This window comes from Enterobacter sp. 118C5 (assembly GCF_034107645.1).
GTDB classification, from domain to species: Bacteria; Pseudomonadota; Gammaproteobacteria; order Enterobacterales; family Enterobacteriaceae; genus Enterobacter; species Enterobacter nematophilus.
This window is the reverse complement of record NZ_JAWNEU010000023.1, coordinates 1-15,727: the sequence shown is the minus strand read 5'-3', so window position 1 is coordinate 15,727 and position 15,727 is coordinate 1. Positions and strand designations below refer to the sequence as shown.

Genomic DNA, 15,727 nt, shown 5'->3' with positions numbered 1-15,727 from the left:
GGAAATTCTATGTTAAAACGATACTTCGCGCCGTTAGTTATGGCCTCACTGGTTCTGGCTGGCTGCCAGTCGCCGCCCCAGGGCAAATTCACACCTGAGCAAATCGCGGCGATGAAGTCTTACGGTTTTAACGAACTGAACGGCGACTGGTCTCTGGGGCTGTCAGATACCATCCTCTTTGATAAGAATGACGCCAGACTGCGCCCGGAAAGTGAAACCCAGATCCAATCCATGGCCTCTCGTCTGGCGAAAACTGGCCTGAATCACGCGCGAATGGACGGTCATACGGATAACTACGGTGAAGAAAGTTACAACGAAGCCCTGTCGTTAAAACGCGCCGATGCCGTTGCCGACGCGTGGGCGAAGGGCGCGAGTATCCCGCGCACTAATCTCACCACCCGGGGATTAGGAAAAAAATACCCGATTGCAAGCAACAGCACTGCGCAAGGGCGCGCTGAAAACCGCCGGGTGTCAGTGGTTATCAGCACGCCATAGGATTATTTAGCGGATGATTCGGTGAGCGACACGCCTGTTGCCGCTCGCCAGCGCAGCCAGTCAATCAGGACAAACAGCGCCAGACTCACGCCCATCACCGGCAAAGCCAGCCCCAGCAGCGCGCTGATGATCACAGTAACTCCTCTTCCCCACCCTGACAGCGCCAGCCAGCTCTGAGAAAGCGTCTGCACCGGATTCATTGCCGACTGTGCCGGACGACGCATCCACCACATCCGGTATCCCCAGATGATAAGCACGCACAGGGCAAGGCCGAAGGCAACGAGCAGCAGCTGATTCACCAGCCCGAATAAGATCCCCATATGGAAATCCACGCCCCAGCGGGTCAGTTTTGCCATGAGCGGGAAATCCTCGAATCGGGTTCTGTCCAGGATCTGCATCGTACCGGGATCAACCGCAACGGCGTCCACCTGAGTGGGCCAGCTGCGGTCGATTTCCGTCACTGTCCATGCGCGATCCATCGTTTTTGCCGGGCGGATCTCCAGCCTGTTGGCATCAATCCCCGCCTTACGCGCCGCGCTTAACACGCCATCAAACTGCGTCAGATCCATCGCCATTTCCGGCATCACCATTCCGCCATGATGGCCACGGTGTTCGACGTGCTCATCCACGCTCTCCGCCACGCCGGAGAGCGTCGTGTTCACCTGCGGGGTGAGCCAGTTCATCTCAGCGCGCAGCTTATCAACGTTCCCCCCCGCCCACTGGGACCAGGTCAGGCCGGTTGCAGAGAAGAGCAGCATGCCCCCCAGTAATAACCAGCCGAGCGTCACATGCACCCGACGACGATTCTGGAAGCGATTGTTAATCCGGCGTTTTGGTCGGGTATAAAACCACAGGGCAATCCCTCCCAGCGCGGCCACCCACATCCAGGAAGCGGCCAGTTCGCTATAGAGCCGCCCGATATCGCCCAGCATCAGAGAGGTATGCAGATAATCAATGGTCTGACGCAGCGGTAAAATCCCGCTGGTGCCGTATACCGTCATATCCCCGAGCACCGCCAGGCTTACCGGATCGATAAAGATCGCCCGGTTTTCCGATGGGCCAAGCGCAGGGTCAGCAAACATCACGCGGGTGGTTTCACCCTCAACCAGCCCCGGACGAACGGCGTGTAAACGCAAATCTGAGCCAACGGCTTTTTCCGCCATGGCGATTTGTTCCGCCAGCGGCTTCGGCTCGCCCACGGAATTCGTATGGAGCGCGTGCCGGTAGAGCGCATTCTCGAGCTGCGGGGTCGCCACGTACAGCGTACCGGTCAGCGCGGCGAAGAAGATAAACGGGCCGACAAACAGCCCGACGTAGAAATGGAGGCGACGCAGCAGGTTTCCCCATGCCGCGCGCGGCGTGCAGGTAGTCATACTTTTCCTTTTTAAGGCAAAAAGTTATCGATTTAGTTTTTAAAGGGAAAAAGCAGGCTGCCGCGGCGGCGCGCGGGTATCGGGGTAAAGCCAGGGGAAAAAGTGCCAGTAGCTAACCGCCTGACGCGGCGGCTTAACGCGCAGCCTTTGCAGCACGATACTGAGCAACACAATCAGCGCGAGCATCACGCCCGGCACGTGGGCTAACAGCACGCAGTAGCCGCACGCTTCCGCATGGTCGACAGGCATGGAATGCGGCATATCGCTATGATGCTCGTCCATCGACATCATGCTCATGTCATGATGCATACCCGGCATGGCGCTCATAGGGTCTTTCTGCAGCGAGACGGAGATAAGCGGCGCAATCACGATCAGCAGGATCGCAAACAGCGCGGTCAATGCCGCTGCGCGTTTACGTTTAGGCTGATGCAGTACGTTTTCCACTTACCCTCCACCGAAGAGGCAAGCATTGTAAATGATTTATGACGAAAGGGTTAACGCGAGAGGTGCGATGGGATAAAAAAAGGGCCAGCCTTTCGGCCAGCCCTTTCTAACAGGATGTCGCTTAAGCGAATCTTAGTTCAGACGCTCTTTAATACGAGCAGACTTACCAGTACGCTCACGCAGGTAGTACAGTTTAGCTTTACGTACAGCACCACGACGTTTAACAGCAATGCTGTCAACTACCGGAGAGTGAGTCTGGAAGACACGCTCAACGCCTTCGCCGTTGGAAATTTTACGAACAGTGAATGCAGAGTGCAGACCGCGGTTACGAATAGCGATAACCACGCCCTCGAATGCCTGCAGACGTTTTTTGGAACCTTCAACGACCCATACTTTCACTTCCACGGTGTCACCTGGACGGAAGGAAGGTACGTCCTGCTTCATCTGCTCTTGTTCAAGTTGCTTAATAATGTTGCTCATAATTTAATCTCTTATCCTGGGTAAACTGATATTCGGGAGCGTATTACGCATTCCCATCATGTTCATGCTGCTGGTGCGCGTGTTCGGTTTTGAACTCGGCCAGCAACTTTGCTTGCTCTTCAGTCAGAGCCAGGTTTTCCAGAAGTTCAGGTCTTCTAAGCCAGGTTCGGCCCAGCGACTGCTTCAAACGCCAGCGACGTATCTCGGCATGGTTTCCTGACAGTAACACTGCCGGTACTTCCATCCCTTCTAACACTTCAGGACGAGTATAGTGTGGACAGTCCAGCACCCCATCGGCAAAGGAATCTTCCGTTGCCGAAGCTTCATGGCCCAGTACCCCCGGAATGAACCGGGCGACGGAGTCAATCAGCGTCATTGCCGGTAACTCACCACCGCTGAGAACGTAATCGCCGATAGACCATTCTTCGTCAATCTCGGTTTGAATCACGCGCTCATCTATCCCTTCGTAGCGTCCACAGACCAGAATCAGCTTTTGATTCGTCGCCAGTTCGCTCACGCCCGCTTGATCAAGCTTGCGTCCCTGAGGTGACAGATAAATCACCTTTGCGCCTTCACCTGCCGCGGCTTTTGCTGTGTGAATGGCGTCCCGTAAGGGTTGCACCATCATTAGCATCCCCGGTCCGCCGCCGTAAGGACGATCGTCCACGGTACGGTGCCGGTCATGAGTAAAGTCACGAGGACTCCAGCTCTGGATGCTCAGCAGGCCATTCTTTACTGCCCGGCCAGTTACCCCGTAATCGGTAATCGCGCGGAACATTTCAGGAAACAGGCTAATTATGCCAATCCACATAGCGCCGTCTTTTACCGTTTATCCGGAGAATTTAAAAACCAGGATCCCAATCTACTTCAATGGTTTGAGTAGTGAGATCGACTTTCTTGATAACCTGTCCATCGAGGAACGGAACCAGCCGCTCCTTGATGCCAAATGCATCTTTCAGGTTTGCCTTAATGACGAGAACGTCATTTGACCCGGTTTCCATCATATCGATGACTTTCCCCAGGCTGTAGCCTTCAGTAGTGACTACCTGGCAACCCATAAGGTCTTTCCAGTAGTAGTCGCCCTCTTCCAGCTGTGGCAACTGCGACGAATCCACGACAATTTCACAATTAGTCAGCGCATTCGCGGCATCACGATCGTCAATGCCTTTCAGCTTGATGATGATGTCCTGATTGTGGTGACGCCAGCTTTCCAGCTCGACCTCTTCCCACTTACCGGCTTTCTGGATGAACCAGGGCTGGTAATCAAAAATGCTATCAGCGTCTTCAGTGGAGGAAAACACTCTGAGCCAACCACGGATACCGTAGCAAGAACCCATTTTTCCCAATACGATCGGTTCAACAGGTGCTTTATTGCTCATCATGACCACCGTGACAGATTAAGCTGCTTTGTTTGCTGCTTTGATCAGCGTAGCAACGCGATCGGAAACAGTAGCGCCCTGGCCAACCCAGTGAGCGATACGATCCAGATCCAGACGGGTTTCTTCTTCTGCGCCAGAGGCCAGTGGGTTGAAGAAACCAACGCGCTCGATGAAGCGACCGTTGCGTGCATTACGGCTGTCAGTCACAACAACCTGGTAGAACGGACGCTTTTTAGCGCCGTGACGTGCTAAACGAATAGTTACCATAACATCCTCTTGTGTGAATAAAACAACCGGGCCCCATCGAGGAACGGAGCCCGGGTGTCATATTAAAAGCCCGAAAATTTTACTCATTTTCGGGCAAAAAGCAATCTCAAAAGCGATTAACGTCCTGGAAAACCAGGGGGCATCATCCCTTTCATGCCTCGCATCATCTTCGCCATGCCGCCTTTCTTCATTTTCTTCATCATGCGCTGCATGTCGTCGAACTGTTTCAGAAGGCGGTTAACGTCCTGCACCTGCATGCCGCAGCCGGCTGCGATACGGCGCTTACGGGAACCTTTGATGATCTCTGGCTTGGCGCGTTCTTTCAGCGTCATGGAGTTAATGATCGCCTCCATACGCACCAGCACTTTGTCATCCATCTGGGATTTGACGTTGTCAGGGATCTGGCCCATCCCCGGCAGTTTGCCCATCAGGCTTGCCATGCCGCCCATGTTTTTCATCTGACGCAGTTGCTCAAGGAAGTCGGTCAGATCGAAACCATCGCCTTTTTTCAGCTTGCTGGCCAGCTTCTCGGCCTGCGCGCGGTCAACCTTGCTCTCGATATCTTCGATCAGCGACAGCACGTCGCCCATGCCGAGGATACGGGAGGCGATACGGTCCGGGTGGAACGGCTCCAGCGCTTCGGTTTTCTCGCCCACGCCGAGGAATTTAATCGGCTTACCGGTGATATGACGAATCGAAAGGGCCGCACCGCCGCGGGCGTCACCGTCCACTTTGGTCAGCACCACGCCGGTTAACGGCAGCGCTTCGTTAAACGCTTTCGCGGTATTCGCCGCATCCTGACCGGTCATGGCGTCGACAACAAACAGGGTCTCTACCGGGTTGATAGAGGCATGCACCTGCTTGATCTCGTCCATCATCGCTTCGTCGACGTGCAGACGACCGGCGGTATCCACCAGCAGCACGTCGTAGAACTTCAGCTTCGCTTCTTTCAGCGCGGCGTTAACGATGTCGACAGGCTTCTGGGCAACGTCGGACGGGAAGAAATCCACGCCGACCTGCTCGGCCAGCGTTTCCAGCTGCTTGATCGCCGCCGGGCGATAGACGTCCGCAGAGACCACCAGCACTTTCTTCTTGTGCTTTTCGCGCAGGAATTTACCCAGCTTACCGACGCTGGTGGTTTTACCCGCACCCTGCAGGCCCGCCATCAGCACCACGGCCGGCGGCTGAGCCGCCAGGTTAAGCACCTGGTTCTCTTCGCCCATCGCCGAAACCAGTTCGTTACGAACGATTTTGACGAACTCCTGACCCGGGGTCAGGCTCTTGTTAACTTCATGACCAACCGCCTTCTCTTTTACGCGGTTGATAAAATCACGAACAACCGGCAACGCCACGTCTGCTTCCAGCAGCGCCATGCGCACTTCGCGCAGCGTTTCCTTGATGTTCTCTTCAGTAAGGCGTCCGCGGCCGCTGATGTTGCGCAGCGTGCGCGACAAACGATCGGTTAAATTATCAAACATTGTCTCTCGCCTGAGTAGAAACGTTGGGCCGCATTGAGCGACACATACACAGAATTTTGCCGGAGTATAACATGAAGGCGCCTTTGTTGTTATGCAACGGTTGGAGCAGGCGTCACGTAACGTTATACTGCTTCTCTTTCTTATTAAGACAACTGTCGATGCCCATATGCCTGTTTTCGCACTGATCGCCCTTGTTGCCTACTCTGTCAGCCTCGCGCTGATTATTCCCGGACTGCTGCAAAAAAACAGCGGCTGGCGGCGCATGGCTATTCTTTCGGCGGTCATCGCACTGATAAGCCACGCGTTTGCGCTGGAATCACGCATTATTCCCGGCGACGGCAGCGTACAAAATCTGAGCGCCCTCAACGTAGGCTCGCTGGTCAGCCTGATGATCTGTACGGTCATGACCATCGTCGCGTCTAAAAATCGCGGCTGGCTGCTGCTGCCGATTGTCTATACCTTCGCGCTGATCAATCTGGCTTTAGCCACCTTTATGCCTAATGAATTCATTACGCATCTGGAGGCAACGCCGGGAATGCTCGTGCACATCGGCCTGTCGCTGTTTGCCTACGCGACGCTGATTATCGCCGCGCTTTACGCCATGCAGCTCGCCTGGATTGACTACCAGTTGAAAAACAAAAAGCTGGCGTTCAACCATGAAATGCCGCCGCTGATGGTCATTGAGCGTAAGATGTTCCACATCACCCAGATAGGCGTGGTGCTGCTGACGCTCACGCTCTGCACGGGCCTGTTTTACATGAAGAACCTGTTCAGCGTGGAGAATATCGATAAAGCAGTGCTCTCCATCATCGCGTGGTTTGTCTATATTGTCCTGTTGTGGGGCCATTATCATGAAGGCTGGCGCGGTCGTCGCGTCGTCTGGTTCAACGTCGCGGGTGCGGGCATTCTCACCCTTGCCTATTTTGGCAGCCGCTTCATACAGCAATTTGCTGGCTAAGTTATAAAAGGAGTTCCCCCTGGAACACATCTCTACCACCACGCTGATCGTTATCCTGATCGTCATGGTGGTCATCTCCGCCTATTTCTCCGGCTCGGAAACCGGCATGATGACCTTAAACCGTTACCGGTTGCGTCATCGTGCTAAACAGGGTAACCGTGCCGCCCGTCGCGTTGAAAAACTGCTCCGCAAGCCGGATCGGCTGATAAGCCTGGTGCTTATCGGCAACAACCTTGTCAACATTCTGGCCTCTGCCCTCGGTACCATCGTCGGGATGCGCCTGTACGGCAACGCCGGGGTGGCGATTGCCACCGGCGTGCTGACGTTTGTGGTGCTGGTGTTTGCCGAAGTGCTGCCAAAAACCATCGCCGCGCTTTACCCGGAAAAGGTGGCCTACCCGAGCAGCTTCCTGCTGGCGCCGCTGCAGATCCTGATGATGCCGCTGGTCTGGCTGTTGAACATGGTCACGCGCGTTTTGATGCGGATGGTGGGGATTAAAGCCGACGTCACTATCAGCAGCGCGCTCAGCAAAGAAGAGCTGCGCACCATCGTGAACGAATCCCGCTCGCAGATCTCCCGTCGCAATCAGGACATGCTCCTGTCGGTGCTGGATCTGGAAAAGGTTAGCGTGAACGACATCATGGTGCCGCGTAACGAAATCGTCGGTATCGACATCAATGACGACTGGAAAGCTATTGTCCGCCAGCTGACGCACTCCCCGCACGGGCGCATCGTGCTCTATCGCGACTCGCTGGATGACGCGATCAGCATGCTGCGCGTGCGCGAAGCCTACCGTCTGATGACCGAGAAAAAAGAGTTCACCAAAGAGGTGATGCTGCGCGCCGCCGACGAGATTTACTACGTGCCGGAAGGAACGCCGCTCAGCACGCAGCTGGTTAAATTCCAGCGCAACAAGAAGAAAGTCGGCCTGGTGGTCAACGAGTACGGCGATATTCAGGGGCTGGTGACGGTCGAAGATATTCTGGAAGAGATTGTCGGGGACTTTACCACGTCGATGTCGCCTTCACTTGCAGAAGAGGTGACCCCGCAAAACGACGGTTCGGTGCTGATTGACGGCAGCGCGAACATTCGGGAACTCAACAAAGCCTTTAACTGGCATTTGCCGGAAGATGAAGCTCGTACCATGAACGGGATGATTCTGGAAGCGCTGGAAGAGATCCCGGCGGCGGGCACGCGGGTGCGCATTGAGCAGTACGATATTGATATCCTGGACGTGCAGGACAATATGATTAAGCAGGTGAAGGTGCTGCCCGTCACGCCACTTCGGGAAAGTATTGCCGAATAAAACGTAGGCCGGGTAAGGCGAATGCCGCCACCCGGCACTACAGGTAGCAAATTACGCTTTCGCTTTCGCCACGGTCACCATCGCAGCGCGAATGGTACGGCCGTTCAGGGTGTAACCTTTCTGCATCACGCCCAGCACTTTACCGGCTTCAATCTCTTCAGATTCCACCATCGCGATGGCCTGGTGAACGTTTGGATCCAGCGGGACATCGGTATCCGCAATCACTTCCACGCCAAACTTACGCACCACGTCGAGCATGGATTTCAGCGTCAGTTCGATACCTTCGATCATCGCCGCGTTGTCCGGATTCGCTTTATCAGCCACTTCCAGCGCGCGGTCGAGGCTATCGATCACCGGCAGAAGTTCGTTAACGAATTTCTCCAGCGCAAATTTATGCGCTTTCTCAACGTCCTGCTCGGTACGACGACGCAGGTTTTCCATTTCCGCCTTGATGCGCAGAACGGTGTCGCGTTCGCGATTCTGTGCTTCTACCAGTTGGGCTTCCAGATTCGCAATTTTTTCATCGCGCGGGTCCACCTGCTCAGCAGATGCGTCTGGCTCTACAGCCTCAACTTCATCGTGCTGTTCCGTGATAATTTCTTCAGGGGCTTGCCCCTCAGGCGTTTTCTGTTCTTTACTACTCATGAATTTCTCCGCGTTTTTCTGCATTCATCTCGCTAACTTCGCTTATTATGGGGATCAGTTTCCTGGATTCAAGGGAACAAGAGAGATTGTCATCATTCATCAGGCACAAGGACCTCCAGAAAATGAATAATCATTTCAGGTGTATTGGGATCGTCGGGCATCCGCGTCACCCTACCGCATTGACGACACATGAAATGTTGTATCGCTGGTTGTGTAGCAAAGGCTATGAAGTGATGGTCGAGCAGCAGATTGCGCAGGAGCTGCAGCTGAAGAGCGTCAAAACCGGCACGCTGGCGGAAATTGGCCAACAGGCCGATCTCGCCGTGGTGGTGGGCGGCGACGGCAACATGCTCGGCGCGGCACGCACGCTGGCGCGCTATGACATCAAGGTCATCGGTATCAACCGCGGCAATCTCGGCTTTTTAACCGACCTCGACCCGGACAACGCGCAACAGCAGCTGGCCGACGTGCTGGAAGGTCACTATATCAGCGAAAAACGCTTTTTACTGGAAGCACAGGTGTGCCAGCAGGACTGTCAGAAGCGCATCAGCACCGCGATTAACGAGGTGGTGCTTCACCCCGGTAAAGTGGCGCACATGATCGAGTTCGAAGTTTATATCGACGAGATTTTTGCCTTCTCCCAGCGTTCTGACGGGCTGATTATCTCCACCCCAACCGGCTCAACCGCCTACTCGCTTTCTGCGGGCGGCCCGATTCTGACGCCCTCTCTGGATGCTATTACCCTGGTGCCGATGTTCCCGCACACGCTCTCCGCCCGGCCGCTGGTGATTAACGGCGACAGCACGATACGTCTGCGCTTCTCGCACCGCCGTAACGACCTCGAGATCAGCTGCGACAGCCAGATCGCGCTGCCGATCCAGGAAGGTGAAGATGTTCTTATTCGCCGGTGTGATTACCACCTGAATTTGATTCACCCGAAAGATTACAGCTATTTCAATACATTAAGCTCGAAGCTTGGCTGGTCAAAAAAATTGTTCTGATTTTGCATCCAGTACTTTACTGTATAAAAAACCAGTTTATACTGTATGAAAACACAGTTATGGTTTTTCATACAGGAAAACAATTATGCTGGCACAACTGACCATCAGCAACTTTGCCATTGTTCGTGAGCTTGAGATCGATTTCCACAGCGGCATGACGGCGATCACCGGGGAAACCGGTGCGGGTAAATCCATTGCCATTGATGCCCTCGGCTTGTGCCTTGGCGGCCGTGCAGAGGGCGACATGGTGCGCATGGGCGCAAACCGTGCCGATCTTTGCGCACGTTTCTCCCTGAAAGACACCCCTGCTGCCCTGCGCTGGCTGGAACAGAACCAGCTTGAAGATGGACGTGAGTGTTTACTTCGCCGCGTGATCAGCAGCGACGGACGCTCGCGTGGCTTTATCAACGGCACGGCGGTCCCGCTCTCCCAGCTCCGCGAACTCGGCCAGTTGCTAATCCAAATCCACGGTCAGCATGCGCATCAGCAACTCGTTAAACCAGAGCAGCAGAAAGCGCTGCTTGATGGCTATGCGGGTGAGTACGCGCTTACTCAGCTTATGGCGGAGCACTATCGCCAATGGCATCAAAGCTGCCGCGAGCTCGCCCAGCACCAGCAGCAAAGCCAGGAGCGCGCCGCGCGCGCGGAGCTGCTGGCATACCAGCTAAAAGAGCTGAACGAATTCAACCCGCAGCCGGGTGAGTTTGAACAAATTGACGAAGAGTACAAGCGCCTCGCCAACAGCGGCCACCTGCTCTCAACCAGCCAGAATGCCCTCAACATGCTGGCAGATGGCGAAGATGTAAACCTGCAGAGCCAGCTTTATAATGTCCGTCAACTGGTCACCGAACTGGTCGGCATGGACAATAAACTTTCTGGCGTACTGGATATGCTGGAAGAGGCCGCGATTCAAATCTCAGAAGCCAGTGACGAACTGCGTCACTACTGTGAGCGGCTGGACCTCGACCCGAACCGTCTGTTTGAGCTGGAGCAGCGCCTTTCTCGTCAAATTTCACTGGCGCGCAAGCACCATGTTACGCCGGAAGAACTGCCTGGCTACTATCAGTCTCTGCTCGAAGAACAGCAGCAGCTTGACGATCAGGCGGATTCGCAGGAAACCCTCTCTCTGGCCGTGAACCTGCATCATCAGCAGGCGCTGACCACGGCGAAAAAACTGCATGAGATCCGTCAGCATTACGCTCAGGAACTCAGCCAGCACATCACCGACAGCATGCACACGCTGGCGATGCCGCACGGCGTGTTCACCATTGATGTCCGTTTTGAAGAGAACCACCTGACGGCAGAAGGGGCAGATCGTATCGAGTTCCGCGTCACCACCAACCCGGGCCAGCCGCTACAGGCTATCTCCAAAGTGGCATCCGGCGGTGAACTGTCGCGTATAGCGCTGGCGATTCAGGTGATTACCGCGCGTAAAATGGAAACCCCGGCGCTGATTTTCGATGAAGTGGATGTCGGCATCAGCGGCCCAACGGCGGCAGTGGTGGGCAAACTTCTGCGTCAGCTAGGTGAATCAACGCAGGTGATGTGTGTCACCCACCTGCCGCAGGTCGCGGGCTGTGGTCATCATCACTTCATCGTCAGTAAAGAAACCGACGGCGAAATGACCGAAACGCACATGAAGCCGCTGGATAAACGCGCACGTCTGCAGGAGCTGGCGCGCCTGCTCGGCGGCAGTGAAGTCACGCGTAATACCCTCGCGAACGCGAAAGAACTGCTGGCGGCATAAACTTTTTCGGGATCTCAGGGTCATACAGAACAACAAAAACGCCGCCAGACCGGTTTCAAAGTGGGGCAAGGTCTATTATCATCGGCATATTACATATGAGCCGCGTTCTGCTCGGGCCCGAAAAGGAATCAAATCACTATGCGTTGTAAAATGCTGACCGCTGCCGCAGCGGTTCTTCTGATGTTGACCGCAGGCTGTTCCACTCTGGAGAAAGTGGTTTACCGTCCTGACATCAACCAGGGGAACTATCTTACCCCTAACGATGTGTCCAAAATCCGCGTGGGGATGACACAACAGCAGGTCGCTTATGCACTGGGAACCCCGATGATGACCGATCCGTTCGGCACTAACACCTGGTTTTATGTATTCCGTCAGCAGCCAGGCCACGAAAGCGTGACCCAGCAGACCCTGACGCTGACCTTCAGTAGCGCCGGTGTGTTGACCAACATCGACAACAAACCAGCCCTGACCAAATAATCAGAAGCCAAAAATGCAAAAAGGTGCTCAATGAGCACCTTTTTTGTTTTTCTTTATCCCTTCGCCCCTTTGGGAAGAGGAATAGGGTAAGGGGGAAACACGCTACTTAGCCGCCTTCTCCGCGCGCTGGCGACGCAGCTCTTTCGGGTCAGCAATCAGCGGACGATAAATCTCCACCCGGTCGCCCTCTTTCAACACGTCGCCCAGCTTCACAGGACGGCTGTAAATCCCGACCTTATTCTTCGCCAGGTCGATATCGCTGCGAAGCTCAAGGATGCCGGACGCGAGGATAGCCGCCTCTACGGTTGCCCCCTCTTCCAGCATTACGCGCTGCAGGTACTGCTTTTCCGGCAGCGCGTACACCACTTCCACAGCGATCTTATGCGACACTGTAAACCTCTTTGGCGCGGGTGGTGAACGCCTGAACCATATTTGACGCCAGCTCTTTAAAGATGCGGCCAAACGCCAGCTCAATCAGCTTATTGGTGAACTCAAAGTCCAGATGGAACTCAATGCGGCAGGCGTCAGCGCTCAGGGGCGTAAACTTCCAGCCACCCATCAGGGTCTTAAATGGACCATCCACAAGATGCATCAAAATACTCTGATTGTTAGTCAGCGTATTGCGGGTGGTGAACGTCTTGCTGATCCCCGCTTTGGAGACATCCACCGCCGCAGTCATCTGCGTCGGGCCTGACTCCAGAACGCGGCTCCCGGTACATCCCGGGATAAATTCTGGATAAGACTGAACATCGTTCACTAACTGATACATTTGTTCCGCGCTGTAAGGAACGAGCGCAGTACGGCTAATCTGAGGCATAGCATTTTCCATGGTCACACAACGGACAAATAATAACATTTATCACCTGTTAAAAAAACGCTAAGCCTCATCTCGTGCTAAGATAGCGCGTTAGACCTCACAGGACGCAATGAGGTGACTTTTTGAAATCAGATTACCGACGGCTTTACGACACTTATGACGAAGAAAAAAGCACATAAACCAGGCTCGGCGACCATTGCGCTCAACAAGCGTGCTCGCCATGAGTATTTCATTGAAGAAGAATTCGAAGCTGGCCTTGCGTTGCAGGGCTGGGAAGTAAAATCGCTGCGCGCCGGGAAAGCCAACATCGGCGACAGCTACGTGATCCTGAAAGATGGCGAAGCCTTCCTGTTCGGCGCAAACTTTACGCCGCTGACCGTCGCCTCGTCACACTACGTGTGTGATCCAACGCGCACCCGTAAGCTGCTGCTGAACAAGCGTGAGCTGGAATCCCTCTACGGACGCATCAACCGTGAAGGTTTCACCGTGGTTGCCCTGTCGCTGTACTGGAAAAACGCCTGGTGCAAAGTGAAAGTTGGCGTCGCCAAAGGTAAAAAACAGCACGACAAGCGTACTGACCTGAAAGAGCGCGAGTGGCAGTTGGATAAAGCGCGCATCATGAAAAACGCAGGACGTTGATTCTGCACACTTATTGTACTATTCAATAAGTTAGCGTTCCGGGCTGGTATCCAGGAAGTGAAATCTGGTATACTGAGTTAAACACTATTGGGGCTGATTCTGGATTCGACGGGATTTGCGAAACCCAAGGTGCATGCCGAGGGGCGGTTTGCCTCGTTAAAAGCCGCAAAAAAATAGTCGCAAACGACGAAAACTACGCTTTAGCAGCTTAATAACCTGCTCTGAGCCCTCTCTCCCTAGCTTCCGCTCTTAAGACGGGGATCAAAGAGAGGTCAAACCCAAAAGAGATCGCGTGGAAGCCCTGCCTGGGGTTGAAACGTTAAAACTAATCAGGCTAGTTCGTTAGTGGCGTGTCTGTCCGCAGCTGGCGTGCGAATGTAAAGACAAACTAAGCATGTAGTACCGAGGATGTAGAAATTTCGGACGCGGGTTCAACTCCCGCCAGCTCCACCAAAATTCTCCATCGGCGATCACCAGAGTCGACTGATGAAGTCCTGAAAGCCCGCATGGCGCAAGCCCTGCGGGCTTTTTTGTGCCTGTCGTTGTCCGAGAACAATCCGGCTAAATCCGGTGAGTATTGGTATACGTTTAGCTATACCAATTCATGAAGGAGCGGCCATAGTGCCACGTACTACACACCCGTTGACCAAAGCCGAAGTTCTGCGCGCTAAGGCGTAAGAGAAGGTTCCAACGCTGCGTGTTGGCAATGGGCTTTTCTGATAGTGAAAACCATTGGCAAGAAACTCTGGCGCTTTCGCCAACAACGTCCGGCAGCGAAGCAGCGTACAATGATGGAACTCGGTACTTTCCCTTCACTATCGCTTGCTGAACCCCTAGGGTTGAGAGCTGATTGCCTTGCCTTATTAGGCAACGAGATCGCCCCACAAATTCAAGCTGAAGATGTAGAGGAACATCAGCAAATCGCGCTGGACTGTATTTTTCAACATTCGCCGCAAACTGGTTCAAGCTAAAGAGCAAAAGCGTTACCTCTGATTACGCAAACGACATTTAGCGCTCACTGGAGAAGGATGTATTCCCAGCCATCGGTAAGCTCTCTGTCCAGCAAATCAAAGCCCGAACACTGGTTGAAGCGCTTAAGCCAATCGAAGCACGTGGGACGCTAAGATTGTACGTCGACTGGTGCAGCGCATTAACGAGATAATGATTTATGCTAGAAACACTGGTCTGATTGATGCCAACCCTACATCTGGTATTGGTATGGCATTTGAGAAACCCAAGAAACAGAACATGCCAACCCTACGACCCGAAGAATTGCCAAAACGCATGCGTTCTCTAGTGATGTCAAATCTCTCTGTTTCGACTCGCTGACTGATTGAATGGCAATTTTTGACACTCGTGCGCCCTTCTGAGGCCTCCGGTGCACGTTGGGCTGAGATCGATCTCGATGCAAAGCTCTGGACTATTCCAGCCGAGCGGATGAATGCCAAGCGTGAGCATATTGTTCCCCTATCGCCGCAGGCATTAGATATTCTGGAAGTGATGAAGCCAATTAGCGCTCATCGTGAATATATTTTCCCAAGCAGAAATGATCCAAAGCAGTTCATGAATAGCCAAACTGCTAATGCCGCTTTAAAACGGATTGGCTATGGTGGAAAGTTGGTTGCTCATGGTCTACGTTCCATAGCAAGTACAGCACTCAATGAGCAGGGATTCAATGCAGATGTTATTGAAGCAGCACTGGTCCATTCTGATAAAAATGAAGTCCGAAGAGCATATAATCGCTCCATATATTTAACTCAACGTTTTGATTTGATGGATTGGTGGGGCTGTTTCTTCAAATCAAAAACAATTAGAATTATAAAGGAGGGTGGTAAAACCTCCTTTATAAATAATCTCAATCAATTAAAGCCCTTTTTACAAAGTAAGATTCGAGTTCAGAAAAATACGTTCCCTTGCGATAAAACACCTTTACCTTTTCGATCAAATCATCCAATTCCAATGCTTCCTTAATATCGAAACTTAGTCTTTCTAGTAATTGAACCGGAATGCCCATCTCTTCGAGCACTGCAAGACTCGGATTTAGATGATAGTTTTCTATTTGAGATGCTAAGAAGCCATAATCCGCACTAAAGTCATATTTATTCTCGTAATTTATTGTATTGACAATGTCCTGTGCAAGATTTAAAAATTTCGGTAAAGAATAACCGTAAATATTTTTAATAAACTTCAACTCGGAATTTAATGCTTTAGATATATCATC

Annotated in this window: 17 protein-coding genes, 1 other RNA gene and 1 pseudogene; 9 read left to right on the top strand and 10 right to left on the bottom strand. The window is 53.3% G+C overall.

What is annotated here, in order from left to right:
- Positions 1-9: 9 nt before the first annotated feature.
- A complete protein-coding gene (locus UTO39_RS21650) occupies positions 10-495 on the top strand; it encodes an OmpA family protein (RefSeq protein ID WP_320728074.1) in 486 nt (161 codons plus the stop codon).
- A 2-nt stretch (positions 496-497) separates the two neighbouring features.
- On the opposite strand, the gene UTO39_RS21645 is transcribed toward UTO39_RS21650, so the two are convergent.
- The 7 genes from UTO39_RS21645 to ffh all read right to left on the bottom strand — a co-directional run bounded on the left by UTO39_RS21645 (position 498) and on the right by ffh (position 5,916).
- Positions 498-1,868 carry a PepSY-associated TM helix domain-containing protein gene (locus tag UTO39_RS21645; RefSeq protein WP_320728073.1) on the bottom strand — a complete coding sequence of 457 codons (1,371 nt, stop codon included), beginning with the start codon at positions 1,866-1,868 and terminating at the stop codon, positions 498-500.
- 39 nt (positions 1,869-1,907) lie between these two features.
- Positions 1,908-2,312, bottom strand: a complete 405-nt coding sequence (locus tag UTO39_RS21640; RefSeq protein ID WP_320728072.1) for a DUF2946 domain-containing protein — start codon at positions 2,310-2,312, stop codon at positions 1,908-1,910.
- Positions 2,313-2,444: 132 nt separating this feature from the next.
- The gene (rplS, locus tag UTO39_RS21635) at positions 2,445-2,792 is read right to left on the bottom strand and encodes a 50S ribosomal protein L19 (protein WP_002914145.1); all 348 of its coding nucleotides are present in this window, start codon (positions 2,790-2,792) and stop codon (positions 2,445-2,447) included.
- Positions 2,793-2,835: 43 nt separating this feature from the next.
- Entirely contained in the window at positions 2,836-3,603 is a 768-nt protein-coding gene (gene trmD / locus UTO39_RS21630) for a tRNA (guanosine(37)-N1)-methyltransferase TrmD (RefSeq protein ID WP_223536248.1), read from the bottom strand.
- A 31-nt stretch (positions 3,604-3,634) separates the two neighbouring features.
- Positions 3,635-4,174 (bottom strand): ribosome maturation factor RimM, encoded by a 540-nt coding sequence (gene rimM, locus UTO39_RS21625; RefSeq protein WP_003863136.1) that lies wholly within the window; start codon positions 4,172-4,174, stop codon positions 3,635-3,637.
- A gap of 15 nt (positions 4,175-4,189) precedes the next feature.
- Positions 4,190-4,438 (bottom strand): 30S ribosomal protein S16, encoded by a 249-nt coding sequence (gene rpsP / locus UTO39_RS21620; RefSeq protein WP_022649067.1) that lies wholly within the window; start codon positions 4,436-4,438, stop codon positions 4,190-4,192.
- Between the two features lie 116 nt (positions 4,439-4,554).
- Positions 4,555-5,916, bottom strand: coding sequence for a signal recognition particle protein (gene ffh / locus UTO39_RS21615; protein WP_003863132.1), 1,362 nt, complete (start codon positions 5,914-5,916; stop codon positions 4,555-4,557).
- A 166-nt stretch (positions 5,917-6,082) separates the two neighbouring features.
- Between ffh and UTO39_RS21610 the strand changes: the two genes are divergently transcribed.
- Entirely contained in the window at positions 6,083-6,874 is a 792-nt protein-coding gene (locus UTO39_RS21610; protein WP_061099630.1) for an inner membrane protein YpjD, read from the top strand.
- Positions 6,875-6,893: 19 nt separating this feature from the next.
- Entirely contained in the window at positions 6,894-8,180 is a 1,287-nt protein-coding gene (locus tag UTO39_RS21605) for an HlyC/CorC family transporter (protein ID WP_032644905.1), read from the top strand.
- Between the two features lie 51 nt (positions 8,181-8,231).
- Here the strand turns inward: UTO39_RS21605 and grpE are convergent, their stop codons facing one another.
- Positions 8,232-8,825, bottom strand: a complete 594-nt coding sequence (grpE, locus tag UTO39_RS21600; RefSeq protein ID WP_032644906.1) for a nucleotide exchange factor GrpE — start codon at positions 8,823-8,825, stop codon at positions 8,232-8,234.
- Positions 8,826-8,947: 122 nt separating this feature from the next.
- On the opposite strand from grpE, the gene nadK reads away from it, so the two are divergent.
- The 3 genes from nadK (at position 8,948) to bamE (ending at position 12,050) form a co-directional block, all read left to right on the top strand.
- Positions 8,948-9,826 carry an NAD(+) kinase gene (nadK, locus tag UTO39_RS21595; RefSeq protein ID WP_008502500.1) on the top strand — a complete coding sequence of 293 codons (879 nt, stop codon included), beginning with the start codon at positions 8,948-8,950 and terminating at the stop codon, positions 9,824-9,826.
- An 85-nt stretch (positions 9,827-9,911) separates the two neighbouring features.
- Entirely contained in the window at positions 9,912-11,573 is a 1,662-nt protein-coding gene (recN, locus tag UTO39_RS21590; protein ID WP_320728071.1) for a DNA repair protein RecN, read from the top strand.
- Positions 11,574-11,711: 138 nt separating this feature from the next.
- Positions 11,712-12,050 carry an outer membrane protein assembly factor BamE gene (bamE, locus tag UTO39_RS21585; protein ID WP_028014132.1) on the top strand — a complete coding sequence of 113 codons (339 nt, stop codon included), beginning with the start codon at positions 11,712-11,714 and terminating at the stop codon, positions 12,048-12,050.
- Between the two features lie 102 nt (positions 12,051-12,152).
- Here bamE and UTO39_RS21580 read toward each other — a convergent pair whose 3' ends face one another.
- A complete protein-coding gene (locus UTO39_RS21580) occupies positions 12,153-12,440 on the bottom strand; it encodes an RnfH family protein (protein ID WP_320728070.1) in 288 nt (95 codons plus the stop codon).
- On the bottom strand, positions 12,430-12,867 hold the full coding sequence (locus UTO39_RS21575) for a type II toxin-antitoxin system RatA family toxin (RefSeq protein WP_008502504.1): 438 nt from the start codon (positions 12,865-12,867) through the stop codon (positions 12,430-12,432). Before UTO39_RS21575 ends, UTO39_RS21580 begins: the two co-directional genes overlap by 11 nt.
- A gap of 156 nt (positions 12,868-13,023) precedes the next feature.
- On the opposite strand from UTO39_RS21575, the gene smpB reads away from it, so the two are divergent.
- The 3 genes and pseudogenes from smpB to UTO39_RS21560 form a co-directional block, all read left to right on the top strand.
- Positions 13,024-13,506, top strand: coding sequence for an SsrA-binding protein SmpB (smpB, locus tag UTO39_RS21570; RefSeq protein WP_008502505.1), 483 nt, complete (start codon positions 13,024-13,026; stop codon positions 13,504-13,506).
- 89 nt (positions 13,507-13,595) lie between these two features.
- Positions 13,596-13,959, top strand: a transfer-messenger RNA (tmRNA) gene (gene ssrA, locus UTO39_RS21565).
- Between the two features lie 168 nt (positions 13,960-14,127).
- A pseudogene (locus tag UTO39_RS21560) lies at positions 14,128-15,312 on the top strand (integrase domain-containing protein); the annotation flags it as partial.
- Between the last annotated feature and the right edge of the window lie 415 nt (positions 15,313-15,727).

Coding starts and splice junctions, on each gene's coding strand:
- grpE (WP_032644906.1), bottom strand. CDS start 8,825: ATGAGTAGTAAAGAACAGAAAACGCCTGAGGGGCAAGCCCCTGAAGAA.
- trmD (WP_223536248.1), bottom strand. CDS start 3,603: ATGTGGATTGGCATAATTAGCCTGTTTCCTGAAATGTTCCGCGCGATT.
- rimM (WP_003863136.1), bottom strand. CDS start 4,174: ATGATGAGCAATAAAGCACCTGTTGAACCGATCGTATTGGGAAAAATG.
- rpsP (WP_022649067.1), bottom strand. CDS start 4,438: ATGGTAACTATTCGTTTAGCACGTCACGGCGCTAAAAAGCGTCCGTTC.
- bamE (WP_028014132.1), top strand. CDS start 11,712: ATGCGTTGTAAAATGCTGACCGCTGCCGCAGCGGTTCTTCTGATGTTG.
- UTO39_RS21575 (WP_008502504.1), bottom strand. CDS start 12,867: ATGCCTCAGATTAGCCGTACTGCGCTCGTTCCTTACAGCGCGGAACAA.
- ffh (WP_003863132.1), bottom strand. CDS start 5,916: ATGTTTGATAATTTAACCGATCGTTTGTCGCGCACGCTGCGCAACATC.
- nadK (WP_008502500.1), top strand. CDS start 8,948: ATGAATAATCATTTCAGGTGTATTGGGATCGTCGGGCATCCGCGTCAC.
- rplS (WP_002914145.1), bottom strand. CDS start 2,792: ATGAGCAACATTATTAAGCAACTTGAACAAGAGCAGATGAAGCAGGAC.
- smpB (WP_008502505.1), top strand. CDS start 13,024: ATGACGAAGAAAAAAGCACATAAACCAGGCTCGGCGACCATTGCGCTC.
- UTO39_RS21645 (WP_320728073.1), bottom strand. CDS start 1,868: ATGACTACCTGCACGCCGCGCGCGGCATGGGGAAACCTGCTGCGTCGC.
- recN (WP_320728071.1), top strand. CDS start 9,912: ATGCTGGCACAACTGACCATCAGCAACTTTGCCATTGTTCGTGAGCTT.
- UTO39_RS21610 (WP_061099630.1), top strand. CDS start 6,083: ATGCCTGTTTTCGCACTGATCGCCCTTGTTGCCTACTCTGTCAGCCTC.
- UTO39_RS21650 (WP_320728074.1), top strand. CDS start 10: ATGTTAAAACGATACTTCGCGCCGTTAGTTATGGCCTCACTGGTTCTG.